This window comes from Lachnospiraceae bacterium, from assembly GCA_025758065.1.
Taxonomy (GTDB): Bacteria; Bacillota; Clostridia; order Lachnospirales; family Lachnospiraceae; genus Enterocloster.
The window spans coordinates 1,850,897-1,877,765 of record CP107199.1; the positions used below are offsets into that span (position 1 = coordinate 1,850,897).

At 41.8% G+C, this 26,869-nt stretch carries 25 protein-coding genes and 1 pseudogene; 16 read left to right on the forward strand and 10 right to left on the reverse strand.

What is annotated here, in order from left to right:
* Positions 1-176 precede the first annotated feature (176 nt).
* Genes OGM16_08670 through OGM16_08680 form a run of 3 tightly spaced genes read left to right on the forward strand, consistent with a single transcriptional unit; the run spans position 177 to position 3,139 of the window.
* Positions 177-1,853: a putative manganese-dependent inorganic diphosphatase gene (locus OGM16_08670; GenBank protein ID UYJ48267.1), complete on the forward strand. Its 1,677-nt coding sequence runs from the start codon at positions 177-179 to the stop codon at positions 1,851-1,853.
* A gap of 57 nt (positions 1,854-1,910) precedes the next feature.
* On the forward strand, positions 1,911-2,507 hold the full coding sequence (locus OGM16_08675) for a flavin reductase family protein (GenBank protein ID UYJ48268.1): 597 nt from the start codon (positions 1,911-1,913) through the stop codon (positions 2,505-2,507).
* Positions 2,504-3,139, forward strand: coding sequence for a shikimate kinase (locus OGM16_08680; GenBank protein ID UYJ48269.1), 636 nt, complete (start codon positions 2,504-2,506; stop codon positions 3,137-3,139). Before OGM16_08675 ends, OGM16_08680 begins: the two co-directional genes overlap by 4 nt.
* A 710-nt stretch (positions 3,140-3,849) precedes the next feature.
* Here OGM16_08680 and OGM16_08685 read toward each other — a convergent pair.
* Together OGM16_08685 and OGM16_08690 are read right to left on the reverse strand one after the other, a co-directional pair.
* A complete protein-coding gene (locus OGM16_08685) occupies positions 3,850-4,230 on the reverse strand; it encodes a hypothetical protein (protein UYJ48270.1) in 381 nt (126 codons plus the stop codon).
* Positions 4,220-7,036 carry a transglycosylase domain-containing protein gene (locus OGM16_08690; GenBank protein UYJ48271.1) on the reverse strand — a complete coding sequence of 939 codons (2,817 nt, stop codon included), beginning with the start codon at positions 7,034-7,036 and terminating at the stop codon, positions 4,220-4,222. Before OGM16_08690 ends, OGM16_08685 begins: the two co-directional genes overlap by 11 nt.
* A 775-nt stretch (positions 7,037-7,811) precedes the next feature.
* Here OGM16_08690 and OGM16_08695 point away from each other — a divergent pair.
* The 9 genes from OGM16_08695 to OGM16_08735 all read left to right on the forward strand — a co-directional run bounded on the left by OGM16_08695 (position 7,812) and on the right by OGM16_08735 (position 18,847).
* Positions 7,812-9,527, forward strand: coding sequence for a carbon starvation protein A (locus OGM16_08695; GenBank protein UYJ48272.1), 1,716 nt, complete (start codon positions 7,812-7,814; stop codon positions 9,525-9,527).
* A 152-nt stretch (positions 9,528-9,679) separates the two neighbouring features.
* Positions 9,680-10,240: a zinc ribbon domain-containing protein gene (locus OGM16_08700; protein UYJ48273.1), complete on the forward strand. Its 561-nt coding sequence runs from the start codon at positions 9,680-9,682 to the stop codon at positions 10,238-10,240.
* A 3-nt stretch (positions 10,241-10,243) separates the two neighbouring features.
* Positions 10,244-11,092 carry a patatin family protein gene (locus OGM16_08705; protein ID UYJ48274.1) on the forward strand — a complete coding sequence of 283 codons (849 nt, stop codon included), beginning with the start codon at positions 10,244-10,246 and terminating at the stop codon, positions 11,090-11,092.
* Between the two features lie 212 nt (positions 11,093-11,304).
* Complete coding sequence (locus tag OGM16_08710; GenBank protein UYJ48275.1) at positions 11,305-12,036, forward strand: response regulator; 732 nt, start codon at positions 11,305-11,307, stop codon at positions 12,034-12,036.
* Positions 12,033-13,796, forward strand: coding sequence for a histidine kinase (locus tag OGM16_08715; GenBank protein UYJ48276.1), 1,764 nt, complete (start codon positions 12,033-12,035; stop codon positions 13,794-13,796). The genes OGM16_08710 and OGM16_08715 overlap by 4 nt, the downstream gene beginning before the upstream one ends.
* 156 nt (positions 13,797-13,952) lie before the next feature.
* Complete coding sequence (locus OGM16_08720; protein ID UYJ48277.1) at positions 13,953-15,296, forward strand: extracellular solute-binding protein; 1,344 nt, start codon at positions 13,953-13,955, stop codon at positions 15,294-15,296.
* A gap of 87 nt (positions 15,297-15,383) precedes the next feature.
* Positions 15,384-16,271 carry a sugar ABC transporter permease gene (locus tag OGM16_08725; GenBank protein ID UYJ48278.1) on the forward strand — a complete coding sequence of 296 codons (888 nt, stop codon included), beginning with the start codon at positions 15,384-15,386 and terminating at the stop codon, positions 16,269-16,271.
* Positions 16,272-16,285: 14 nt separating this feature from the next.
* The gene (locus tag OGM16_08730) at positions 16,286-17,134 is read left to right on the forward strand and encodes a carbohydrate ABC transporter permease (GenBank protein UYJ48279.1); all 849 of its coding nucleotides are present in this window, start codon (positions 16,286-16,288) and stop codon (positions 17,132-17,134) included.
* 144 nt (positions 17,135-17,278) lie between these two features.
* The gene (locus tag OGM16_08735) at positions 17,279-18,847 is read left to right on the forward strand and encodes a glycoside hydrolase family 43 protein (protein UYJ48280.1); all 1,569 of its coding nucleotides are present in this window, start codon (positions 17,279-17,281) and stop codon (positions 18,845-18,847) included.
* 302 nt (positions 18,848-19,149) lie between these two features.
* On the opposite strand, the gene OGM16_08740 is transcribed toward OGM16_08735, so the two are convergent.
* Entirely contained in the window at positions 19,150-19,416 is a 267-nt protein-coding gene (locus OGM16_08740; GenBank protein ID UYJ48281.1) for a hypothetical protein, read from the reverse strand.
* 247 nt (positions 19,417-19,663) lie between these two features.
* Between OGM16_08740 and OGM16_08745 the strand changes: the two genes are divergently transcribed.
* The 3 genes and pseudogenes from OGM16_08745 (at position 19,664) to OGM16_08755 (ending at position 20,877) form a co-directional block, all read left to right on the forward strand.
* Positions 19,664-20,209: a spore coat associated protein CotJA gene (locus OGM16_08745; protein UYJ48282.1), complete on the forward strand. Its 546-nt coding sequence runs from the start codon at positions 19,664-19,666 to the stop codon at positions 20,207-20,209.
* The gene (locus OGM16_08750) at positions 20,210-20,470 is read left to right on the forward strand and encodes a spore coat protein CotJB (protein ID UYJ48283.1); all 261 of its coding nucleotides are present in this window, start codon (positions 20,210-20,212) and stop codon (positions 20,468-20,470) included. It abuts the gene before it with no gap.
* Positions 20,470-20,877, forward strand: a pseudogene (locus tag OGM16_08755) (manganese catalase family protein). Before OGM16_08750 ends, OGM16_08755 begins: the two are co-directional and overlap by 1 nt.
* An 84-nt stretch (positions 20,878-20,961) precedes the next feature.
* On the opposite strand, the gene OGM16_08760 reads toward OGM16_08755, so the two are convergent.
* From OGM16_08760 to OGM16_08775, 4 genes are all read right to left on the reverse strand, one after another.
* Positions 20,962-22,533, reverse strand: coding sequence for a recombinase family protein (locus tag OGM16_08760; protein ID UYJ48284.1), 1,572 nt, complete (start codon positions 22,531-22,533; stop codon positions 20,962-20,964).
* 78 nt (positions 22,534-22,611) lie between these two features.
* Positions 22,612-22,755 (reverse strand): hypothetical protein, encoded by a 144-nt coding sequence (locus OGM16_08765; GenBank protein UYJ48285.1) that lies wholly within the window; start codon positions 22,753-22,755, stop codon positions 22,612-22,614.
* Positions 22,756-23,256: 501 nt separating this feature from the next.
* Entirely contained in the window at positions 23,257-23,496 is a 240-nt protein-coding gene (locus OGM16_08770; protein ID UYJ48286.1) for a helix-turn-helix domain-containing protein, read from the reverse strand.
* Positions 23,493-23,912 carry a sigma-70 family RNA polymerase sigma factor gene (locus tag OGM16_08775; GenBank protein UYJ48420.1) on the reverse strand — a complete coding sequence of 140 codons (420 nt, stop codon included), beginning with the start codon at positions 23,910-23,912 and terminating at the stop codon, positions 23,493-23,495. The genes OGM16_08770 and OGM16_08775 overlap by 4 nt, the downstream gene beginning before the upstream one ends.
* A 596-nt stretch (positions 23,913-24,508) precedes the next feature.
* Between OGM16_08775 and OGM16_08780 the strand changes: the two genes are divergently transcribed.
* Entirely contained in the window at positions 24,509-24,865 is a 357-nt protein-coding gene (locus tag OGM16_08780; GenBank protein UYJ48287.1) for a helix-turn-helix domain-containing protein, read from the forward strand.
* A gap of 86 nt (positions 24,866-24,951) precedes the next feature.
* Here the strand turns inward: OGM16_08780 and OGM16_08785 are convergent, their stop codons facing one another.
* The 3 genes from OGM16_08785 to OGM16_08795 are packed head-to-tail and all read right to left on the reverse strand — an operon-like array spanning position 24,952 to position 26,793.
* Positions 24,952-25,125: a cysteine-rich KTR domain-containing protein gene (locus OGM16_08785; GenBank protein UYJ48288.1), complete on the reverse strand. Its 174-nt coding sequence runs from the start codon at positions 25,123-25,125 to the stop codon at positions 24,952-24,954.
* On the reverse strand, positions 25,122-25,889 hold the full coding sequence (locus tag OGM16_08790; GenBank protein UYJ48289.1) for a MerR family transcriptional regulator: 768 nt from the start codon (positions 25,887-25,889) through the stop codon (positions 25,122-25,124). The genes OGM16_08785 and OGM16_08790 overlap by 4 nt, the downstream gene beginning before the upstream one ends.
* The gene (locus OGM16_08795; protein ID UYJ48290.1) at positions 25,882-26,793 is read right to left on the reverse strand and encodes a DUF2268 domain-containing protein; all 912 of its coding nucleotides are present in this window, start codon (positions 26,791-26,793) and stop codon (positions 25,882-25,884) included. Before OGM16_08795 ends, OGM16_08790 begins: the two co-directional genes overlap by 8 nt.
* Positions 26,794-26,869: the final 76 nt, after the last annotated feature.

Consider the following 26,869-nt stretch of genomic DNA (forward strand, 5'->3'; position numbering starts at 1 on the left):
ACTAATAACCTGTTTTTATATTATCTCTTTCTTATGAAAATAGTATAAAAAATAAATATGAACGAAATGTGAACATACTGTAAACAGATTATAAATCATTGTACATAAAAAGAAACGCTGCGTGAAAAAACGAAAGAGAAAAGGATGAGCGGGATATACAGCTTAGGGAGGGAGAAATGGAACAGGAATTAAACAGAAAAACGATGGTGATCGGACATAGAAATCCAGATACAGACTCCATCTGTTCAGCCATTTGTTATGCAAATTTAAAGCAGGCAGTAACTGGGGAGGAATATATGCCTGCAAGAGCAGGACATGTAAGTGGGGAGACACAGTTTGTACTGGATTATTTTGGGGCAGAGGAGCCTCAGCTGGTGGAAGATGTGCGTACCCAGGTAAGGGATATTGAGATACGCAAGACCAAAGGGGTAGCAGATAATATTTCCTTAAAGAAAGCATGGAACATTATGCAGGAGAATAATGTGGTGACGATCCCTTCTGTAAGAGAAGATGGTACTCTGGAAGGCCTGATCACAGTAGGCGATATTACCAAGACCTATATGAATATTTATGACAGCAGTATTCTGTCAAAGGCAAATACCCAGTATTCCAATATTATTGAGACATTGGAAGCAGACCTGATCATCGGAAGCGCAGAGGCATATTTCGACCAGGGAAAGGTACTGATCGCAGCAGCTAACCCGGATCTGATGGAATTTTATATTGAGCCTCACGATCTGGTTATTTTAGGAAACCGTTATGAGTCCCAGCTTTGTGCTATTGAAATGGGAGCGGATTGTATCATCGTGTGTGAAGGCGCAGGGGTTTCCATGACTATTAAAAAGATCGCCCAGGAAAGAGGCTGTACCATTATCGCAACCACTTACGATACTTATACAGCAGCCCGTCTGATCAACCAGAGCATGCCTATCAGCTACTTTATGACAAGAGAGCATCTGATCACATTTAACAGTGATGACTATATTGATGAGATCCGTGAGGTAATGGCAAGTAAACGTCACCGTGATTTCCCGATCCTTGATAAGGATGGCTGTTATCTGGGTATGATCTCCCGCAGAAACTTACTTGGCGCAAAAGGAAAACAGGTTATTTTAGTAGACCACAATGAGAAGAATCAGGCAGTGGCAGGCATTGAAAATGCTGAGATCCTGGAGATCATCGATCACCACCGTCTGGGAACCATTCAGACTATGTCACCGGTATTTTTCCGCAACCAGCCTTTAGGCTGTACTGCCACCATTATCTATCAGATGTATCAGGAAGCAGGAGTGAAGGTAGAGCCGAAGATCGCCGGATTGTTATGCAGCGCCATCGTATCTGATACGTTGCTGTTCCGTTCCCCAACCTGTACAGCTGTGGATGAAATGGCTGCAAGAGCACTGGCTGATATTGCAGGGATCGATATTGAAAAATATGCAATGGAAATGTTCAGTGCAGGAAGCAATTTAAAGGACAAGAGTGACGAAGAGATCTTTTATCAGGATTTCAAGCGCTTTACTTCTGGAAAAGTGACCATTGGCGTGGGACAGATCACTTCCTTAAATGGGGATGAACTGGACAGGTTAAAAGGACGTATGGAAGCATTTATGGAAAAAGCACTGGAAAACAATGGTCTTGATATGATATTCTTTATGCTGACCAACATATTAACAGAGACCACGGATCTGGTCTGTGAAGGACAGGGAGCACTGCAGCTGGCTGGAAAGGCATTCCACAAGGATATTGAGCTGCTGGAAGAGGAAGGTTTAAAGAAGCCGGTACTTTGTCTGCCGGGAGTTGTTTCCAGAAAGAAGCAGCTGATCCCGGAACTGATGTTAGCTGAACAGGAGTAAGGTTCAGGCCTGGGGTCTCTCATGCATTTTACAAAGAGGGCAGAAAGGATAGAGAAAATGAGCAAAGAATACTGGAAGCCGGGAAATATGCTGTATCCTGTTCCGGCAGTTATGGTAAGCTGTGGAAGAGAAGGGGAAAAACCGAATATTATTACTGTTGCATGGGCCGGAACCATCTGTTCTGATCCGGCGATGGTTTCTATTTCTGTAAGGAAAGAGCGTTATTCCCACGATATTATCAAGGAAACAGGGGAATTTGTTATCAATCTGGTAAATAAGAGGCTGGTGCGGGCTACGGACTATTGTGGTGTAAAGTCCGGCCGTGATGTAGATAAATTTGCCGAAACACGTTTAACACCTCAGGCATCCCGCTATGTAAAGGCACCGGGGATTGAGGAAAGTCCTGTAAATATTGAGTGTAAGGTAACTGAGGTAAAAGAACTGGGAAGCCATGATATGTTCCTGGCAAAGGTGGTAGGCGTGACCATTGATAACCAGTATATGGATGATAAAGGCAAGTTTAACCTGAATGCTTCCGGACTGACTGCTTATTCCCATGGGGAATATTTTGAACTGGGAAAGAAGCTGGGAAGCTTCGGATATTCTGTACGCAAGCCTGCAAAGAAGAAAAAGAGAGGAGGAAAGAAAAAATGAAGCCGAATATTACTATGATCGGCATGCCTTCATCTGGTAAAAGTACCGTAGGCGTGCTTCTTGCAAAGAGACTGGGATTTTCTTTTATTGACGTGGATATTGTGATCCAGGAAAAAGAAGGAAGACTGTTAAAGGAAATTATTGCTGATGAAGGCATGGACGGCTTTCTGGAAGTGGAGAACCGCATTAATGCAGGCCTGGAAGCTAAGATGTCCGTTATCGCCCCAGGCGGCAGTGTTATTTACGGCAAAGAGGCTATGGCTCATTTAAAGGAGATCAGTGAGATCGTTTACCTGAAAATGAGTTATGAGGAAATGGAAAAGCGTATTGGAAACGTAGTAGACCGTGGTGTTGCATTAAAACCGGGATTTACCTTGCGTGACCTGTACAATGAACGTGTTCCTTATTATGAGAAATATGCAGATATTGTCATTGATGAAGAAGGAAAAACAGCTGGAGAAACGGTAGATGAGCTTAGAAATATCATCGAAGGCATGATGGACCAGAAAATGATCCAGATGTTCATTGATGAACAGAAGCGTAAGCTGGAAGAAAGAGACCGGCTGTTAATGGAAAAAGATGAAGAGATCCGTAAGCTGAAAGCGCGGGTTGCAGAATTAGAAGGAAGATAATAAAAAATAAGCCCCTCTGCCTGAAAAACAGAGAGGCTATTTTTTTTTATAACAATTCTAAAAACATTCGTAATCCGCTCATTTTTCTTCAAAAAATGTATTGTTGACTAAGGTCCGAAAGCCACCGGTACACATGACAGATGCGCATTTGGGAGAAAATCCTTTGTTTGTGGGCTTGCGTCGCCTATTGTCAGAACTGCGAACCAAACTCGCACGCGTTGCGTGCTCAAACAGTGGTTCTCCGTTCTGACGCTATGCGCGCCCACTCACGGATTTTCAAACAAATGCTTATTCTGTCATGTGTACCGGCGGCTTTCTACGTTATTGGCAATAAAAAATGTAGGAGCAAACCAATAAGCAGTTTTCATGTAGGTGGGGGATTGTATTTAAGTACGGCATTTTTTATGTGACCTATCCAATACAGTAGAAAGGGCTCACCCATGTATAATAAGCATTTGGTAGGCAATTTTGTTCATTTTGTGAGCATAGCTGGCAGGTTGGAGGCACTGTTTGAGCGAACGCAGTGAGCGAGTTTGCCGGAGACCTGCCTAATCGGCGGCGGAGCAAAATGAACAAAATTGCCGTGAATGCGTTTATACATGGAGGAGCCCTTTCGGACCCTATTGAACTAAATCCAAAGTTTGACTCATAAAAATGGATCAGACTTGGAAATATATTGCTTTAGAAATCAATTTGCCGGTACACTGGTATCATAGTAATTCCATATATGCAAATAATTTATTAATGCTGAAAATACCTATGATCAGCAGCAAGATCACAATTACCAGTGATATTGCAAGAAAGACCATTTTATAGTACAGATAAGCTCTTGCAAAGTCCTGCATTTTGTTGTGCGAATGCTGGTGGGCCAGCTTTTTCAGATAGAACCAGCCGTAAATGGGAATATTCATGCACATGAAGGTGTGGAACCATTCATTGATCTCAATGGGGCGGGAATCATAGGAAGGTTCTGTATCATCCCTAAAACCGGAGTCAGTATTTTCTGATCCGGCAGTATGCCGTCTGGAAGCTTTGGTTTCACCCATTACCATTCGCTTAGCCCACGGCCAAAGCATTTTCTTAGTTTTCATCGCCTCTGCCTCCTGGTCCATAGATTTCTGCATTGTTCCATTTGTATTGTTCTTTGCTTAAAGCAGAGCGGAGCTGGTGCTGCTGGGACTGTACCTGCATCTGCGCCTGGCTTTCTTTCTGGGCTGCTTCTGCCTCTTTTTCTGTCTGTGCGGCATTCCACTCACTTTCAGTAGGAAGCGTGGTGATACGGGAGATAGCAGACTGAAGTCTTGCGGAAAGGGAAGCTTCCTCCTCATCTCCTGTAACAAGGGAAAGCTTGTCGATAGCGTCAGATACCAGATCCTGGGCATCCATTTCCTGGTATTCCAGATTTTCGATCCGCTCTAAGGCCTGCATGAAGGTCTGCTTCTTTACATTCTTTTCTTCCTGGGCCCGCTTGTTTTCTGCATCTTTTGCAGCCTGTTCCTGGGCCAGTTTCTTTTCCTCTGCCTGAACAGCCTCATACCGGCTGATCTCATCGCCCATACCGGCAATGATCTCCTTAAAATAGTCATACCGGCTTTCAGCCTTCTCTAAAAGGCTGGCGCGAAGTTCCCCGTCGTCTAACAGAGACAGTTTGGAAGTAATGCTGTTGTATTCATCTGTTACAGTATAGGTATCTTCTACAGATGTGATCTCTTTTTCCATAAAAGCATCTACAGAAGCCTGAAGACTGGTCTCTAATTGCTCCTGCTCTTTTTCATGAAGACTCTGCTCTGCGCGGAATTGGGCTGTGGTGCTGAAATAGTCTTCAATGCCTGTTTTTGTGTCCACCTTTCGTTCTACAGTTTCAGGCTGTATCCAGTCCCAGGGTTCCAGGCCTTCGTGGATCTGATCCATTACAGATTTCCAGATCCTTCCTGCATAGGTAGCACCATAGATACCAGGCATATTTCTTGGTATATCATAGCCGACCCAGATGGCAGTGGTGTAATAACGGGTGTAGCCGCAGAACCAGGTATCCTTGCTGCTGTTGGTAGTACCGGTTTTTCCGGCTGCCGGCATATCATTGTCCAGTCCCAGTCCCTGACCGGTGCCGTAGGAAGCAGTGAAAGTGCCCTTTAAAACGTCTGTAAGCATAAATGCAGAATCATCTCTGTAGACCTGGTGTGCAGAGGGCTTTAAGTCCTTAGTCAGTTCACCGTCGTGTTCATGAATGATCTTTGTAATACAGGTGCGGTCATTGTATACACCGCCGTTTGCAAGGGTGCTGTAGCCCTTTGCCATATCTACAACCCGGACACCGTTGGTGAAACCGCCGATACTTAAGGAAGGAACGTTATTATCCACATAAGTCAGCTTCTGGAACTGCATTTCTCCCAGGTAATCCAGACCGTAATCAATACCGATGTCCTCTAAAATCTGCCATGCAACTGTATTTAAGCTTCGGTTTAAGGCTTCGCGGACTGTTACATTTCCAAAATAGCGGCCGCCGCTGTTGGAAGGACCGTCGTTCCACTTGTGGTCATTTACAATTCGTGTAGGATAATATTCACCGGTATCAAAAGCAGGGCCATAGTCGATCAAAGGCTTTATGGTACTTCCGGGCTGTCTGGCACTTAAATAGGCTCTGTTAAATTTATCCTCTGTTCCACGGCCGCCCACAATGGCAACTACGTAGTTGGTTTTATTATCTACAATAACACCGGCGCCCTGAAGGGCAAATTTGCCATTATCCTGAAGCTCTGTAAAGCCGGAAAGAGACTGGTCGATCTGGACCTGGAGCTGGCCTTGCAGCTGGCTGTCCAATGAAGTATAGATCTTAAAGCCTCCGCCGCGGATTAGGTCAGATTTTTCAGAATAAGCTGCTGTATACCGGTCTGTATACTGTGTATAATCTTCTTTATCTTTAAATACATACTGGAACTGGAAATTGTCCTTTTTCATCAGTTCCAGGGCTGCGCAGTGGATGGCGTAGCTGCTCTGGTAATTTTCGTCGGTTCCCTCAGATTCCTGCTGTACAATCTTAAAGGGGGCATTTACGGCGCTTTCGTAATCCTCCTCAGAGAGATAGCCTACATCCTTCATACTGTCTAAAACATCATTCCGCTTTTCTTTGGAGGCGTCCGGATGGGCTACCGGATCATAGGCAGAGGGACTGTTGCTGATACCAATGAGGATGGCTGCTTCTTCCGGAGCCAGATCGCTGGCATGTTTTCCGAAGTAATACAGACTGGCAGCTTCTACACCATAACACTGGTGGCCATAGAAATTGGTATTGCAGTAAAACTCCATAATGTCTGCTTTGGAGTATTTTTTCTCAATCTCAGGTGCAAGAAGGATCTCAACGATCTTTCTTGTAAAGGTACGCTCCTGGGTAAGATATGTATTTTTGATCACCTGCTGGGTAATGGTACTGCCTCCCTGGGTCACATGGCCGCCGTGCTTGACCAAGGCGAGACCGGCGCGGAAGGTTGCTATCCAGTCTACACCGCCATGACTCTTAAAGCGGCGGTCCTCCTGGGCAATATAGCCGTTTTGCAGGTTCATGCTGATCTTACTGATATCTACATATTGATAATGGCCTGCATTAATAAGCCCGATCTGTTTTCCGTCCTTATCATAAATGAGGGTATCAGAGAGCATGGAAAAATCGGACCGTTCCATCTGCGCCAGTTTGTCATAGGCGATCTCACGGCATTTATCCAGCTCCGGCTTTGCTTTTGCATAGATCAGAAGGCCGACGATCGCCATGATAATAAGACCGGCGGTGATCACAGACAGTATGCCATGAAAGAGCCAGCCAATAACCCCGAAGCAGGTTGCAATGGAGTGACCGGATCCATGGGCCATTTTTTTAGGTGTCTGCTTGTGTGAGTCGTTCATAATGGTTTAAATCCTCTCTTTAAAAATCTTTTTAAAATTGAAAAAAATGAAAATTTTGTAAGAAGCTCTTTGAAAAATCTGTAGATATTATAATTCAAATAGAAGAAAATTCCTAGTTAAATTCACGTTGAATCTTAAAAACATAGGACTTTAACAGGTTATTAGAACCTGTAGGAATATATTTTATAAAATTTAGATATAGAAAATATAAAGAAAGTATAAACACAGGGAATTGACAAATGAAAAAAAGAGACTATAATGACAACTATTCAAGAGTTTGACATTCAAATGCGAAGAACAGGATAACACTTTTTTGCCACCTACGCATTGCAGAGAGCTTCCGGTTGGTGAGAGAAAGCAGCGCGGCAAAAAAGATATCACCTGCAAGCAGTCTGTATGAAAACAGGAAACTGCCAGTAAGACAGACCGGGATCCCGCCGTTAAAAGGGAGCCTATTCGTCTGAACGGAGAGTCGGAGGATAGGGCTTAAGTGGCTGGTGAAAACCGGCAATAAGAAGTGGTAACGCGGAGTTTTGGGGCTTCGTCTTCTTGGGGAGTATCCATTTGGGATATTCGGGAAGACGGGCCTTTTTTTACTGTGTAAGCATTGCCAGGCGGCTATGGGGACTGTGTGCAGGTATGCAAGGACACATAGACATTTGGCGATAAAACTTTCGGTTAGTGATCCGATTACGGAAAATGGCAGTTGGATGTTTTACATTGAATTAATACGATGTACTAGACCACAGAATTACATGAGAGGAGAGTAAAGATTATGAATACACTTGTAATTGTTTTGATCGCAGCTGTATGCCTCTTTGCAGGCTACACATTATATGGCCGCTGGCTGGCTAATAAGTGGGGAATTGATCCAAAAGCCAAGACACCGGCAGTTGCTAAGGAAGACGGACAGGACTATGTTCCTACAGACGGCTGGACTGTTTTTGCCCATCAGTTTTCATCCATCGCAGGCGCAGGCCCTGTGACCGGAGCTATCCAGGCGGCAGCATTTGGCTGGCTTCCCGTACTTTTATGGGTCATCATCGGTGGTATTTTCTTCGGCGCTGTTACAGACTTCGGCGCTCTGTACGCCAGTGTTAAGAACGAAGGAAAGTCTATGGGACTTCTGATCGAAAAGTATATTGGCAAGACCGGACGTAAGCTGTTTTTATTGTTCTGCTGGCTGTTTACCCTGATCGTTATTGCAGCATTTGCAGACATGGTAGCAGGTACATTTAACGCTTATACTGTAAAGGATGGTGTAACAGAGCTGTCTGCTGCAGCACAGACAAACGGCGCAGCCGGTTCTATTTCCCTGTTATTCATCGTATTTGCCATGGTATTTGGCGTAATGCAGAAGCATTTACATCTCACCGGCTGGAAAGAAACAGCTGCCGGACTTGCATGCACCATTGCAGCACTGGCAATCGGTATGGCTTTCCCGTTAGTAGCCGGAAAAGATACCTGGTCTTATCTGACCTTTGCTTATATCTTTATGGCAGCTGTAATGCCAATGTGGCTTTTAATGCAGCCTCGTGATTATATGACCACATTTATGTTTGCAGGAATGATCATCGGTGCTGTTGTAGGTCTGTTAGTTGCTCATCCAACTATGAACCTTCCATTTTATACTGGATTTAAGAACGCAAAAATGGGAGATATGTTCCCGATCCTGTTTGTAACTGTTGCATGTGGTGCTGTTTCCGGTTTCCATAGCCTGGTTTCCTCCGGTACCTCTTCTAAGACCATTTCCAATGAAAAGGATATGTTAAAGGTTGGTTATGGTGCAATGGTACTGGAAAGCTTATTAGCTGTTCTGGCTCTCTGCGTAGCAGGTGCTGCTGCAGCTGCTGACGGAACTGCTGCAACAGGAACCCCATTCCAGATCTTCTCTGCAGGTGTTGCAGGTTTCCTGGAAATGTTCGGTATCCCGGTTTATGTAGCACAGTGCTTTATGACTATGTGTGTATCTGCCCTGGCGCTTACAAGCCTTGACTCTGTAGCACGTATCGGACGTATGTCCTTCCAGGAACTGTTTAGTGTAGATGATATGGAACATGCAGAAGGCTGGAGAAAGTTATTCTGTAATAAATATTTCTCAACTGTTATTACTCTGGTATGCGGCTTTATCTTAACAAAGATCGGATATTCAAATATCTGGCCTCTGTTCGGAAGTGCAAACCAGCTGTTAAGTGCCCTGGTACTGATCACTTTATGTGTATTCTTAAAGGTGACAGGAAGAGAGAACAAGACATTGTTCCCGCCACTGATCATCATGCTCTGCGTAACCTTTACTGCACTGGTTGAAAGAACAATTGCCCTGGTTAATGCATTTGGCGCAGGAACTGCTGTATTTATGGTAGAAGGACTGCAGCTGATCATTGCCATCCTGTTAATGGTCCTTGGTGTGATCATTGTATACACATCTGGTAAGGAACTGTTCCAGAAGAAGGCTGAATTAAAACATAGTAATGAAGAAAAACTTGCATAAGCTTTTATAAGCATTAAAAAAGTGGCTTTTTTGAAGATCAAAAACAGCGGATATGGGAAATTGAGATCTTATATCCGCTGTTTTTTCTGCCGTTGACATTCCTGTTTCTAATGGTCTATAATGAGCGAAAAAGAAGAAGGAGCGTGAACAGTATGACATTCTTTGATGAGATCAGTAAAAATCTGACCGGTTATGGAAAAGAAGCTGCAAGAAAGGCAAAAGATGCTGCACAGGTGCTTCAGTTAAAGGCCCAGATCCGGGGGGAAAAGCAGAAGATCAATGAACTGTATGCTGCAATTGGTGCAGTGTATTTTAAAAACCACAGAGATGATTCGGAAGATGAATACAAAATATTCTTCCCGGAGATCGAAAGTGCCATGGTTCATGTGGCAGAGTTAGAGAAAAAACTCAGCCAGCTGGATACTACGGAAAAATGTCCCTGCTGCGGTGCTGCTGTGAAAAAGGGTGATTCTTTCTGCAGTAAGTGCGGTACACCGATCCAGAAGGAAGAAGATGGGACAGAGGAACAGCACATTGCTGTGACAGAGGATGGTTTTGTCCAGGAAGAAACAGCAAAAGAGCCTGTAAAAGAGACCACAGAGGAAAAAAAGACGGAAGCAGCAGAAAATGTGGTCCAGGAGACAGAAACAGAAAATACGACAGAAGAAGAGACAGAACAGAAAGAGGAGCCGGTTTCAGAGCCGGAAGAATAGATTATGAAAGAAAAAAAGACAGGACTGGTGTTAGAAGGCGGCGGTATGAGAGGTATTTATACGGCCGGAGTGCTGGATGTATTTATGGAAAACGGCATTACATTTGATGGTGTGATCGGAGTATCTGCAGGTGCCATTCATGGCTGTTCCTTTGTGTCAGGACAGAAGGGCAGAAGCATCCGGTATTATATGAAGTATTGCCGTAACTGGCGCTTTATGAGCTTTCGGAGCCTGTTTTTAACCGGCAACATTGCAGAGGAAAAATTCTGCTATCATACATTGCCTGAAAAGCTGGATCCTTATGATTACGAGGCCTTTAAGAAAAGCCATACAAAGTTTTATGTAGGCTGCAGTAATGTAGAGACTGGAAAAGCAGAGTATCTTCCTATTACAGATATGAAGGAGGAGATAGACCGGATGAGAGCTTCCGCGTCACTGCCTCTTGTTTCAAAAATCGTAAAGACAGCAGGAATGAAGCTTCTTGATGGCGGCTGTACAGACAGTATCCCGGTAAAGGCATTTGTAAAAATGGGATATAACAAGGATGTAGTGGTACTGACCCGCCATAAGGGATACAGGAAGGAAAAAGAAGGAATCAGTCTGACAAAGCTTGTATACAGGAAATATCCGGAATTTGTAAAAGCTGTATACAAACGCCCGGATGTGTATAATCATACATTAGATGAGATTGAAAAATGGGAAAAAGAAGGAAGGATCTTTGTGATCCGCCCAAGCGTTCCGCTGTCCATCGGACGCATGGAGGCAGACCCAAAGAAGCTTAAGGAAGTTTATGAGCTGGGACGGGATGATGCGCTCAGACAGATCACAGCCATGAAGGAATGGTTAAACTAATAAGCAATGAAAAGAAAGGGATGCTGTCTTAGTAGACATTGATACTAAGGGGCATCCTTTTTCATGTTAAAATCAATAACGGATTTTTAGAGAGTCTGGTATAATAGCGGTAGGTAAGATAAAATGTTCTTTTGGAATCTTTCTGTGCCTGAGTTGCGGGAAGATGCAAGAAAGACTGTGGGAGAATATAGAAAGATTACGGGGGAAAAGGCATGTATCAGCTGGTGATCGTAGATGATGAGGATAAGATCGTAGAGGGAATTGCTAATCTGTTTCCATGGGAGCAGCTGGGATTTCAGGTAACCTGGTTTAGCAGACCGTTAAAAGCACTGGAATATGTAAGGCAGCACAAGGTAGATGTACTTATGAGTGATATTGAAATGCCGGAAATGAACGGTCTGGAATTATGCAGACAGCTGCAGGACACAGACATTAAAATTGTGTTTATCAGCAGTCATCAGAATTATGAATATTTTCGGTATGCGATCCAATACAGAGTGGAAGACTATCTGTTAAAACCGATTAAAAGTGGTGATATTTTAAATTGTTTTGGAAAAATACGGCAGTATTTGGATGAAAAATATGCAGTGTCCCAGGAAACAACAGGAAATTATTATGAGCAGGTGGTTACAGCTGTAAAAGAATATATAAAAGAAAATTATAAGGAAGCTTCATTGGAAAATGCAGCAGTCCAGGTTTCTTTAAGCCCCAGTTATCTGTCCAGGATCTTTAAGGAAAAATGCGGCATGGGATTTTCAGATTACCTTACGAAAACCCGTATGGAAAAGGCATGTGAGCTTTTAGGCGATATCAAATATAAAAGCTATGACATTGCTTATTATATCGGCTACGATAATCCAAAGAATTTTTCAAGGGCATTTAAGGCATATTTTGGCATGACGCCGAAAGAATACAGAAATGGAAAGGTGCTTGAAAAAGAATGAAACGAAAATTTTTCATACGACGTTTTCTGCGATATCTGCTGCTTTTAATGATCCCCACAGTCATGATCTTTTCTTTTGCCATGATTTCCTATAATTATCAGCTGGATAAGTCACTGGATGCCAGGGCACAAAATACCCTTTCAAATGTAAATAACAGTCTGGAAATGATGGTAAGTAATGTGGCTTATCAAAATGAGCAGCTGACTAATAATGCGTATACTCTCATTGCATTAAAACGACTGATGCAAAGAGAAACAAAGATCCCTTACAGTGATGCGATCTATCTGAGAAATATCAAAGCTACTTTAAGCAGCATTATACGGGCTTATCCTTATATCCAGTCAGTCTATCTATATCTGGATGGCTATAGTAATTATTTTTCCTCTGATTATGGGCTGGTACAGTTAGAACCCAAAGGGAAAAACAACTGGTACAGCAGTTACCGTGCCATGGGAGAAGAGGAAGAAAGCCTGATGGAGATGCGGGCGGCCAAAGATACCGGTTATGGACGCAGTATGCTTACTATTTATCAGAAAATGAAGCTGCAAAAAGGTGTTGTTGTTATGAATATTGATGCGGGAGATTATCTGGCAAGTCTGGATGAAATCCTGCAAAAAGACAACGAAACCGTGCTTTATCTGGATAAAAAGGATCAGCTCCTTCTTTCCTGGAATGATGAAAATGGGGCAGCAGAAGGCTTTAACAGTGCAGAATACAGAAATAAGGGACAGCAGAATTACTGGAAACGGATCAACGGAAAGTCTTATCTGGTCCACACAGATGTTAATGTGCAATATGATCTTTTTCTGGTGTCACTGATATCTGCACAGGCAAAGATGAATGGTATCCTTCAGGTAGCCGGAGCTTTTTTTGCTGTATTCCTGCTTAATATTATTGCAATGATGGCATTGGCATATACCACGACTGTGCGGACATTCCGTCAGATCGAATACATGATCCAGGTATTTTATGATGCAGAAAGCGGGATCTATCCTTCTGGACCACGGCAGGAAGTAAAAGACGAGTATGATATTCTTATGAATAATATCATTTACTTGTTTTTAAACACGGTGAAGCTGCAGACGGAACTGACGGAAAAACGTCATAACCAGGAAGTAGCGGAGCTGACGGCTCTCCAGCTGCAGATCAATCCACATTTCCTTTTTAATACCTTGCAAACGCTGCAGTTCCAGATACAGTCGAAAGCTTCGTCAGAAGAATCCGTTACCATTCTGGAATACTTATCAGATATTTTAAAATATGCACTGGCAGAAGCCACAGAGATGATCAGCCTCCGGGAAGAACTGTTGTATCTGAAAAAGTATGTGGCTATCCAGAAATTCCGTTTTGGAGAGAAATTTATCATCTATTATGAGGTGGATGAGGAATTAATGGATCTGAAAGTATTCCGCCTGATGCTCCAGCCATTAGTGGAAAACAGTATACTTCATGGAGTGCGTTATAAAGAAGGCAGAGGTTATATTAAGGTACAGATCCTCAGACGTAAGGGAAAAGTATATTTCCGGGTCATAGACAACGGCGTGGGAATGGACAAAGAGGAAAAAGAGCGTTTGCAGGATTCGATGAAAGAGATCAATGTGCATCATATTGGCCTTGCAAATGTAAATAGCCGGCTGAAGCTTCATTTTGGAGATGGCTCAGGGATCCGGATCAGAAGCAAAAAAGGCATGGGCTGCGTTATGGAATTTTGTTTCCCGGAAAATATGGGCTGTGAAGAACAGGGAACAAATGAAGAATAAAAATCAAAAGAAATGATACTTTTTGCAAAAAAAACGGTAAAAAATGAATAAAAATGAAAAGACCGGTTCCTTTCAGTTTCGGCAGAAATTTACTACAATAAAATCATCAAAAAGATGTATCAAGAATGTATTAAAGGAAAAGAGAGGGAGACGGTTATGAAGAAAAAACTGGTGAGTGTAGTGTTGGCAGCTGCTGTGGCAGCAGGTACTTTGGCTGGATGTGGAGGTTCATCCACAAAGGATAGCACACAGGCCGCATCTGCTGGTGGGGAGACAACAGAAAAAAGCAGCTCTGATGAAAATATCACCCTTCGTTTTGCATGGTGGGGCGGTGATGAAAGAAACGAAGCAACATTAAAGGTGATCGAGCAGTTTGAAGCGGCTCATCCAAATATTACCATTGAAGCTGAATACGGCGGCAGCGATGGTTATCATGATAAACTGGCAACCCAGCTGGCATCTGGAACAGCGGCAGATATTGTGCAGGTAGATCCGGAAGTGTTCCCAACTTATGTGACTACAGGTGACTATTTCATTGATTATAAGGATTATGATATGGATCTTTCCAATTTTGATGAAAATTATATTTCCCTGGAGATCAATGGACGCTATGATGGAAAGCAGTTAGGTCTTCCAACTGGTATTTCCGGTTCTGGTATGCTGGTAAACAAGGATCTGGCAGATGCTATTGGTATTGATTTTACCAAGCCATATACATGGGATGATATGATCGAAATGGGCAAAAAAGTACGTGCATATGACGACAGCATGTATCTGCTTTGCGCAAACAAAGAGTATCTTGTGAACATGGTTGTATTTAACTATGGAAAACAGCTTCTTGGAAAGACTTTCTTTGATGCAGATGCAAAGACACTGAATTTAACAGAAGATGATCTTAAGACAGTATATGAATATGTAAAGCAGCTGTATGATGAAGAAGTAGTTGCACCGGCTTCCTATCAGGCATCTTATACAGGTGACAGCCTGCAGTCTGATACAAACTGGATCGCCGGTAAGTATGTAGCAGCGCCAACCTACATTTCAACCATTGATGTTATGGTGGCAGCTAATCCTGAAGCAAATTATGTAATGGGACAGCTTCCTGCATTAGACGGAGCTGTTGAAAAAGGCTGGGCATCCAATACTCCTCAGGTTATTGCGATCACAAAGACCTGCGAGCATCCGGAAGCAGCAGTAGAGTTTATGAATTACTTCTATAATGATGATACTGCATTAGAGACTTTAGGAGCGACCAGAAGCGTTCCTCCAACAGAAAAGGCAAGAAAGATCTGCTCTGACAAGGGAATTTTAAGTGAGATCACCATGGAAGGTGCTGATATTGCAGCAGCTATGGGCGGAACTCCAAATGATAAGATCTCATCTTCCCAGGAGTCAAAGACGATCCTCTTTGATTCAGTAGAGACCATTGGCTACGGAGCAAGCACACCAGAGGAAGCAGCAGCTGATACCATTAATTTGCTGTCAGGTCTGGAACAGTAATCAGATATTTGATCAAAAACAGAGAGTGCCGCAAAAAGGACACAAATATATTTTGCGGCGCTCTTTTTCTGTCTACAGGAGGTCATTATGAACAGGAAAAAAACGATGAAAAGGGAATATCAGGCGTATTTGTATATACTCCCCTGGATTTTAGGATTTGTTATCCTTCAGCTGTATCCGTTTGTTTCATCCTTTATTTATTCTTTTACAGATTATACCGTTGGTGCCAAAGCCACCTTTCAGGGACTTGCAAATTATAAGAAATTATTTACCCAGGACAAAGAATTCTGGAATTCCTTAAAAGTAACCATTCTGTTTGCTCTTTATACAGTGCCTGGAAAACTGATCATGGCTTTAGCAGTTGCCATGTTTTTAAACAGGGATTTAAAGGGAATCAACCTGATCCGCACTTTGTATTATATTCCGTCTTTGTTTGGAGGAAGCGTAGCAGTAGCACTGTTATGGAGATTAATGTTCCTGGATAATGGTGTGATCAACGCAATTTTAACAGCGCTTCATCTTCCTGTGATCCAGCGGTTAGGTGATACCCGTTATGCACTGCGGACTATCTGTATGTTGGAAATATGGCAGTTTGGTTCTTCTATGGTTATGTTTTTAGCAGCGTTGAAACAGGTTCCACGTTCTCTTTATGAAGCAGCAGAGATCGATGGTGCCGGAAAAGTAACCCGTTTCTTCCATATTACATTGCCTCAGATATCTCCGATCATTTTCTTTAATCTGATCAACCAGACGATCCAGGCACTGCAGAACTTTACCTCTGCCCAGGTCATCACAGAAGGCGGACCATTAAAGTCTACCTATGTATTGGGACTGAAATTATACAAAGAAGGTTTTTCTTATTTCAAAATGGGATATGCAAGTGCTATTTCATGGGTTGTATTTGCAGCTATTATGATCTTTACACTGGCGATCTTTGCATCTTCCAAGTTATGGGTACATTACGCTGATGAATAAAAGGAGGAGTTATCATGAAACAGACAAAACACAGAACTGCCACACTGGTTCGTGATTATTTGGTCATATTTGTGATCGGTGTCATACTGTTGTATCCGATCATCTGGATGTTCTTTGCATCTTTTAAATCAAATGATGAGATATTTGGTTCCATTTGTTTACTGCCTCAGAATTTCAGCTTTAAGTATTTTATTGAAGGCTGGAAGGGAAGCGGTAAGGTAACTTATACGACTTTTTTTATTAATACATTTTTACTGGTCATTCCCACTACCATATTTACGGTTATGTCCAGTGCCCTGGTTGCTTATGGCTTTGCAAGATTTCAGTTTCCGGGAAAGAAGATCCTTTTTGTACTGCTCATTGCCATGCTGATGCTGCCAAATTCTGTTGTTATCATTCCTCGTTATACTTTATACAATAAGTTTAACTGGATCAATACTTACATGCCATTTTATGCACCGGCATTGTTGTGCTGTAATGCGTTCTTCCCATATATGCTGATCCAGTTTTTAAGAGGACTTCCAAAGGATCTGGATGAATCTGCTTATATTGATGGCTGCGGAACCTTCAAGACCTTTACCCATATTTTACTGCCTCTGATGAAGCCATCATTATTCTCCGCAGGCCTGTTCCAGTTTTTATGGACCTACAATGATTACTTCAATTCTCTGGTATTTATCAACTCAGTAAAGAAGTTTCCTATCTCTCTGGCACTTCGCATGTCTCTGGATGCAGAGTCCGTTGTGCAGTGGGGAAAGGTAATGGCAATGGCGTTTGTTGCAGTAGTTCCTGTTATCCTGCTGTTCTTTGCCGCACAGAGATATTTTGTAGAAGGTATTGCTACCAGCGGTTTAAAGGGTTAATGAGATACAGTCGTACCCGAATTTTAGAGGCGGACGCAACGCCAACGTCTCAAAAATTTGGGCACAACTGACAAAAAATCTTCTCGCAAAAGCAAGTACAAAAAGATTCCGAGAGTACATACATTTGAAAAGGAGAATCAGAACATGAAAGTAATGAATCCTGTACTTCCGGGTTTTAATCCGGATCCATCCCTGGTGAGAGTGGGGGATGACTATTATATTGCAACCTCTACATTTGAATGGTTTCCGGGTATCTGTATCCATCATTCAAAAGATCTGGTAAATTGGGAGATCCTTTCTTATGCTCTTACAGATGAAACAAAATTTGATATAAAAGGAATGGACACTGCCTGCGGTATATGGGCGCCCAATCTTACATATGATAATGGTACTTTCTACCTGATCTATACCATAGTATACACCAATCGGAACCGTTTTAAAGATACTCATAATTTTATGGTAACTGCTTCGGATCCAAAAGGCCCATGGTCTGATCCTATTCCCCTTAATAAAATGGGATTTGACCCTTCTCTCTTCCATGATCCGGACGGTACCAAGTGGCTGGTCAATATGCTTTTTGACTATAGGCTGGATCATAAACGTTTCGGTGGTGTAGGTGTACAGCAGTATGATCCGGAGACAAAAAAATTAGTTGGCCCTGTTTATAATGTGTTTAAAGGCAGTGATAAAGGAACAACGGAAGGCCCGAATATTTTCTATCATGACGGGTGGTATTACCTGGTAACAGCAGAAGGCGGTACAGAATTTAAGCATTGTGTGACTATGTGCCGTTCTGAAAAACTGACAGGACCTTATGAGATCAGTCCGTATGTACCGGTCCTTACTTCTTTTGGAAAAGATGTACAGTTAAAACGGGCAGGTCACGGACAGATCATTCAGGGAAAAGATGGAAACTGGTATATGGCACATCTTTGTTCCAGAAGTCTGGATAACTGCAGTATTACAGGACGTGAAACAGCTATCCAGAATATGCTTTATACAGATGACGGCTGGTTTAAGCTGTCAGCTAATGATACAGCATCACCGGAAGATTTCTTTGAAGTTCCGGGTGAAGTGGAAGTAAAGCCTGAAAAGTCAGGATTTACAGATTTTGGAAAGATCACAGAAATTCCTCTGGAATATATGACTTTGCGCCAGAGTGCCAAAACCTGCGGGATCAGCATTTCTGAGGGGAAGTTGCACATTCAGGGGGGAAATTCCCTGGCATCTAAATACAATCAGGGACTGTTAGCACGCAGACATCAGCATCATTCCTACGACTTTACTGCAAAAATGGAGTTTGATCCAGGAGATTATTGCCATATGGCCGGGATTGTATGTTATTATAATTATGATAATAATTATTATCTGCATATGTCTGTGGATGATGAAGGAAAAACTTATGTGATGTTAAATGTTTCTGTTAATAAGGAGATCACCCAGGGGGAAAAGGTTTATCTGCAAGAAAATGGAAAACCTGTATATTTAAAGGCAGAAGTAAGAGAATGTGATGTGACATTTTTCGTTTCACAGGACGGAATCTCTTATACCCAGGTAGGAGATGTGCTTGATATGAGAAATCTTTCCGATGAACGTGTAGACGGAAATGGTTTTACAGGTGCCATGGTGGGGGTTTCCTGTCAGGATCTTCATGGAGATGGAGTTCAGGCAGATTTTGACTGGGTGGATTATAAGGTATTTAAACCCCTCTGATACCGAATTGCTACGTGCTTTGCACTCCCGCAATTCTAAACAGAATAATATATACAAAAATGGCGACTGAGGTTTTCCCAGCCGCCGTTTTTCGTTCCAAATTACATATTTCCTTTTTTTCATACCTGTCTAAGCAGATCTGTACCGGATCGTATTCGAAATAACTATACCACTCACTTGTCTGCGAATCTGATTGCACAGGCCTAAAAGCCTCAGCGTAGCCCGCTACGCCTGCGTTTTTAGACCTGCACACTCAAATCTGCATCCTACGTGATTAGTACAGTTATTTACGAAACGATGTACTAGTTGCAGCTGCCACCGCATCCGCCACAGCCGCCATCACGGTCATTGCCGCATCCGCCACAGCCGCCATCATGGTCACAGCCACAGCTGCCGCGGTTCCACAGTGCATCATTGTATCCCTGCCAGTATCCCTGGCGGAAGCCTTCGCGGAAGGAATTCCTGCCGCCGCATCCGTTGTTATTACAACGTCCACAACTGCCGCTGCATCCGTTATTCCAGCCATTGCATCCATTGTTCCAGCGATTATTACATCCAAACCAACACATAAATCCACGCTCCTTTTAATTACTTACTGATGATTGATTAAACACAGGAAAGAGGCACCGGTAAGTGCTGTCTTTGATATGTTTGTACTATAAGATATGGGATAGAGGGACAATGTGTGCAGATAATGGAGAAAAAACAGAATGTGGGAAAGGGCAGTGGTATACAGGAAAAGATGGCAGCGGTTGTAACAGCATTTAGCAGGACTACATAAATTAATAGGGAAAAGAAAAGGAGATATTAATTGATATGGAGCCATATACAGATATGAAATATAGTGACTGCGGCTGCAGCGGCCGGTGCCGTAAGGTATCCGGAAACCAGAACCAGTCTGTGAGAAGCTGCCTGGATCCGGCAATGCAGGCGGGAAACGTAATCCGGTATCCTCAGATGGGAAACCCGATGAATGATGGGATGATGCCGGAAAATAGGATGACAGGACAGACGCCCCGGATGATGCCGGAAAATGGGATGGCAGGGCAGATGCCTCATATAATGCCAGCAAATAATGGAACCGGACGGTTGCCGGCAAATGACGCAACCATGCAGGTGCCGCAAAATGGAAATAATTGGGAAAATAACAGAGATTTCGGATGGAACTACATGCCGGGACTGGAGGGCAATGCTTTCTGTCCGGGAAGTATGCCGGGAGTTTTAGAAAAAGATTATCCGCTGGCAATGGCCTATGTGCCATGGCAGCAGTGGAAGAACCCTTATGGTCCGGAGCGGGGATTAGCCCAGGGAACCATCTTTTCAGAACTGGACCTGGCTTTTGATAAAGGGAGGTGCAGTTAGATGAACAACACTTCAAGGGATGCCCTGCTTATGGCAGTAAATCAGGCTGGTTTTGCAGTAACAGAGGCAAATCTCTATCTGGATACACATCCCTGTGACTCTCAGGCCATTGCCTATTTAAAGCAGATGTCACAGGCATATGCAGATGCCAGAAATGCCTACGAAGCCCAGTATGGGCCGTTACGTGCTGAAAATGCAAAAGATACAGTCTACTGGTCCTGGACAGATGACCCGTGGCCATGGGAAGGAGGCGGTTATTAATGTGGATCTATGAAAAGAGACTGGAATTTCCTGTAAATATTAAAGAGCCAAATGCGAAAATGGCGATGTTTATAATGAGTCAGTATGGTGGCCCGGATGGGGAGATGGGTGCATCCATGCGCTATCTTTCCCAGCGTTATTCCATGCCATATAAGGAATGCAGGGCAGTCCTTACAGATATTGGTACAGAAGAACTGGCTCATCTGGAGATCGTGGCGGCTATTATCCACCAGCTTACCCGTAATTTAACAGCTGAACAGCTGGCAGAACAGGGATTTGGCCCTTATTATATTGACCATGCTACCGGGATCTGGCCCCAGGCAGCCGGTGGAGTGCCCTTTAATGCCTGCGAGTTCCAGAGTAAGGGAGATATTATCACGGACCTTCATGAAGATATGGCTGCGGATGGTGCAACTGCATAAGTGCAACATAGAAGTGTTAAGTAGAAGTTCTATATAATCTGGTGTGCCAGACACCAGATTTTACAGAACTTAGAAATTCCAATGTATTTCAATCGGGACATTTCTTGTCCCTGGAATCCGTTTTCCTACTAATATATAATCAATTAGAGTTTCAACGGTTTCTCTGTCTAAATGTTCAAGATTTGTGTATTGCTCAATAAGCTGGCGGCGATTATCGCCTGTCTGGATTTTTCTCTCAATTACATCAAGCTGTTTTTGCGTTTCAATCACCAGCTTTTCAAGCCGTTCTCTGTCATTTGTGAAGTCTTTTGACAAATTCAGGAAATCATTTTCGGAAAGAATCCCTTTTACTTTATCAAGATAAAGTTCTCTGATTACCTTTGCGTCTTCTTCAATCTTTTTTTGATAAGTAGCAAGTTGTGTTTCTAAAGCAGTTTTTTTCTCCTTTACGTTGGAGTGAAATTCCACGTTCTGTTCCAATTCATCTTTATCAAGATATTCTTGTGATAACTTGTTCAGTTCAGAAATAACTGCCTGCTCCAACTTCTTCACAGAAATAAATGAGCCTATGCAAGCGTCCTTTGCAACATGGCGATTTGAACATTGTAAATAATGTCTTCCATCTGTCTGCTTATTAGAACGCATGGTATAGCCACAGTTCATGCAGCGAGCTTTTCTGGCAAACAGCCCTATGGTTCCTACTGTAAATGGTTTTGCTTTTTCAGCTACCATAGATTGTACTCTATCCCAAAGTTCACGGTCAATAATCGGTTCGTGTGTTCCCTCTACTCTGTACCATTCCTCTTTAGGTCTGGGCTTATTTTGTTTTGTCTTATACGAAACACTGCCGTATTTTCCTTGAACCATATTTCCGATATAAATTTCATTTGTCAGCATATCGGAAATAGCAAAATATTTCCATAAGGTACTATTTTTTCTGGTAGGCTGCTTATAGCGTAAACCATGAAGCCGTTTATATTCCGTAGGGTTTGGAATCCCACGGTCATTCAGCATACGGGCAATCGCTGTTTTGCCATATCCCTGTGAAAATAAAGTAAAAACTTCTCTGACAACAGCAGCAGCTTCTTCGTCAATAATCAGGTGTCCCTTTTGTTCGGGGTCTTTTTTATAACCATAAAGAGCAAATGCACCAATATGAAATCCATTCTTCCGGCGGTCAGTCAATACGCTGCGGATGTTTTCTGACATATCCTCTAAATACCACTCATTAACCAGACCATTGATTTGTCTTGATTTTTTGTTTCCTTTATTAGCGGTATCTGCATTATCTACAATACTGATAAAACGAATCCCCCAAATAGGAAACAATCCATGTATGTATTTTTCCACCAACTCTAACTCTCTGGTAAATCTGGATTGTGTTTTACAGAGGATAATATCAAATTTTCGGTGTTCAGCGTCATTTAACAGTTTGTTAAATTCTGGTCTTCGTCTATCTGAACCAGTATAATCGTCATCACTGTATATATTGTAGACTTCCCAACCTTGTTCCAATACATATTGAATCAGCATGGATTTTTGATTTTGAATACTGTTACTATCATCAGTTTCATGTTGTTTGTTTCTATCTTCTTCTGATAAGCGGCAATAAATAGCAACTTTTGACTTTGTGTTCATCATATTTTATCTCCCTTAAAGAGAAGATAAAACAAACATTCCACCTACACTTATTATACCGTGTTGAGAAATGTTTGTCTATCATTTTACAGGTAATACCTGTCCTTTGGATTTTTCTAATTGATTGATGAGTTCTATCCATTTCTGATTGAACTCTTTTTTTAATGCCGACTTATCTTCACACTTAAATACATTTTTGCAGGAAATTTCTGCTTCTTTTGGCATAATTCCACCTCACAGTCTTTACTATGTTTACAGACTATGCAAAAATGCTTGTTCATTATGAAAGAATCATCCTTAGCAAACCGAACAGCTTCCGCTAAAGCTCATGGGAATCTCACCCCTGCATGGTTCTCATCCAGCCGTACCCTTTGCCAGCGGTGCTACATCATCACACGGACTAAGGCTGTACGGAAGTATCATTATCACGATAGAAAGGTCATGGCGGCAGCTATTGCGGTAAGCTGCTTATGGAACGCTGGCAGGAATCGCTATCCGGTTTCATCCCTCCTTTGGTGGGTTACGGCGTGCCAGCCCAACGGCTCTCTTTCTATCGAAACGTATTCGGCTGCTTTATGCTGCGTTGATTAGACGCTTTCTTTTTCAAGGAACAATCTGGCTTTGTCAGCCTGTTAAAATGCACTGGTGATAATGCACTTTAATAGACTGGCAAGCTCTGTCTGGGAAGCATGGGCTTGTCCATGCTTCCACAGGAGAGCGTTATTTTTACTTTGGTTCCCTGATTTCAAAAGATAAAATCTTTGCAATCAGACGTGTTTCCATCCGGCGGCGTAGGGTTTCATCTACAACCATGTGGGTATTGCCATATTCGTCTTTCATGGGACGCATGGAACGGCTGGCAATAAAACCGCTGTAATGGCGTACAATCTGGTTGACTGCTTCAATATCGCCGTCCGCAGCCCTGACAATCACAGGAAACGGAATCATAGGGTGCTTTGCTGTCATGCTTCTTCCTCCATAAATTTTTTGATAAATTCCAGTCCGGCGTGTCTTCTTCTCTGGATGGTAGAACGGTTGACTTCCAGAATTTTTGAAATTTCCGTATCGTCAAATCCGAGGAAATAATATCTCAGGATAACGTCACGTTTCTTTCCATCCAGATTTTCTAATGCTTCTGCTAATAGGCTGTTTTCAATGCGGACAGTAAATCCATCCATTTCAAAAGTATGGAAATGGGAGGGATAGGTGTCTTCGGAAGAAAACAGATTGACGGTGTAATCGTCCATATCACAGAACAGGGTTTCCCGTTTACACTGTCTGGACAACGCTTTGAGATAGTCTTTGCGTTCATCCTCCATAGCGACTTTACAGATATAATCAAACTGGTTCTCTATGGTTGTCTGAAATTCAGATGGCTTCATCATTGCTCACCCCCTTTCCAGCCTTGAAAGGGAGCGAGTTGATAGGAATTTCTGCTTCTTTCCCCCTTTTCGCTCTTAGTCCCGACAGGACAGGGGGTGCAGTTGCGTTTTGAGAAGAAAAATTTAAAAACTTTTTCTTCCAACTAAAAAAGCACGCAAACAGACGATATTTCTGCTTGTGTGCTTCGATAGTTCTTACTATGTATTGTAAAAAACCATATTGCAGGTCAGACTTTTCTAGCGTAGGTGGATGGCTTTTTTTAACGGTTTACCGAATGTAGATATATTTAAGAAAATATTTTGCATAGCGGCTTCCTCCTGTAAGCCGCTGTCTGTATAAAGTAGTAGACTTTAAAAATCATCTATATTTCATGCAAAAAAAGACGGCGGCTTTTGTTAAACCGTCGTCTGGAAAAGATGATGTGATTTTGACGCAGGGAAAGTATGCTGCCAAATAACGGTTTTTTTTATTTCCGTTTCGGCAGCATAGTTTTATCTTTGATACGCATAATAGGAACTGTACAACTATGTAATACGTTTTTCTATACCTGTCGCTATTACAACAGGAACAGTAAAATGTACAGAGGTGGTGTATTATGCGTAAAAAAGAAGATAAATATGATTTCAGGGCGTTTGGGCTTGCCATAAAAGAAGCCCGCAAAAAACAGGGTTTGACCCGTGAACAGGTGGGAGCAATGATTGAAATTGACCCACGCTATTTAACCAATATTGAGAATAAAGGGCAGCACCCAAGTTTACAGGTGCTGTACGACCTTGTATCTCTGCTGAATGTATCAGTGGATGAGTTCTTTTTATCCTCTGATAGTCTGGCAAAAAGCAGCAGACGAAGACAGCTTGAAAGCAAAATTGACAATTTTACAGACGCAGACCTTGTTATCATGGAAAGCGTTGCAGATGGTATTGTCAAATACAAGGAAATGGAAGATAAATAACTTCTATTGCCTGCAAGAATAAGATTGAAATTAAAATGAGCCGATAGTCTATAAGCTATATAGCTTATAAATTATCGGCTCTGCGTCTAGGCGTCTGGCTCTTTGATAATTTCTATTTTGAAGTTATTTACGCATATCAAACTTTCTTTTTTACATTTTGGACAATACAACGGAAAGTTTTTTAGCTGTGTATCTTTTCGTATTTTAATCCTTGTTTTATTGTTGCATATAGGACAAATAACCCACTTCATCATATTCATTCTGAACCTCTGCAAAAAATTTGTATTGCTTCATTAAAAAAAGCTGCAAGATTTCCACTACTAAATCTATTTATAAAAGTGGTAAATCTTTCATCTGTAATATAGAGAACTCCCAAATTAGATAAAATTTGTTTATTACATTCATAAAAGTGTTCAGAAATATATTGTTGCCATTCATGTACTATTGCTTGTACTTCTGAACTTTCCGCAGGACTATTTTCATACATAGCTAGTTTTTCAAAAATATTGCGAGCCATTGAATAAAAAGATTCTATTTCTTTCTCTTGTATTTGCTTTGAATGGGAAGAAAACATAGTCTTGTATTCTCTGAAACTTTCAGTATTTCCCCATTGTTCTAATACTTCTTCTTGAAATTGCGATTGTAACTCAAGTATTTTTGCATTTGAAAATGCAGAAAATTTAATTTCTTTATTTCCGTTGATTGTGTCTTTTACAAGTGAAATCAAAGCTTCTATTCGTTCTTTCTGAGCTTCCAAAATCAGTACATGACGCTCTAATGCTTCTGAACGAACATAATGAGGTGAATCCAGCAGTTCCTTAATTTCTTTTAGGGCGAATCCAACTTCTCTAAAAAACAAAATTTCCTGAAGCCTAGTTAAATCGTCGTCTGTATACTGACGGTATTTTGCTTCGGTTATAATAGATGGTTTTAATAAACCAATTTCATCATAATAATGTAGTGTTCGAGCAGTAATACCTGTTAATTTAGCAACTTCATGGACTGTTTTAGCTTTTTCATTCATTCCAAAAATCCTCCGTAGCATTTAAAATTTCTTTTGCAGGTAATAGAGTTGCTTCGACAATGTTTTTTCCAGTCTTTTGCAAGTAGTGTTTAATCAAGTGATAGCCACACGCATATCCGGAACAATAGGGTAATCCGACCTGAGGATAGTTTTGTAATGCTGCCATTTCATCACCATAAAGGTATGCATTCAGATTTTCTAATCCTTGAACATTTAAACCGTCCCGAATAATAGGCTTAATATATTCATTTAAGGTTTCTATATCAGTTTTTGTTACCCAAGGACCTGCTTTATCTTCACCATACAGAAATGTTGCAAAGTTTTCTGCCAATCCCTCATTGACTATCATTTCACCAAGAGTGATGTCATTCTTCCATTTAATAAATTGAAATCGTACGTTGTGATTAGTTTCATGTGCTAATGCTACATGAAGATGTGATAAAGTGTATTCATTAGGTAGTAACCAAGAAAAAATATATCCTGGAATACCACCATCACCACAGTAACCATCATTTAAAATAATGTAAGGATTTTTAGCATTTGCAAGTAAAATTGTAAACGCATATTCTTTAATGGGTAGATTAACACCGTGTTCAACAAAGCAATTCAACGACTGCTGAATGGATAACTCACATTTTTCCCAGAGTGTATTATCAGAAATTAGCTTAATATTATTTTGTTGCTTTTGGTCAACAGCGGTTGGGGCGATATGTCCAAGCATTTCGCTTGCCATAATTACATCATATCCATTAGGCGTTAGAGCTTTCATAGGAACACTATAACAAGCCCACTTTTTTTCAAAAGGCTTCATAAGTTCATATCTATAAATGTCATTTTTTTTGTCTAACGGTGCATTCATAATTTTTGAATAAACTTTGTCAGAACGGATAGCGGATATTTTCATAATTCTAGTTCCTCCTTTTGGTTTTATCATATACTATGACGTAACGTTAAAGTCAATAGGCAAATTAAAAATTATC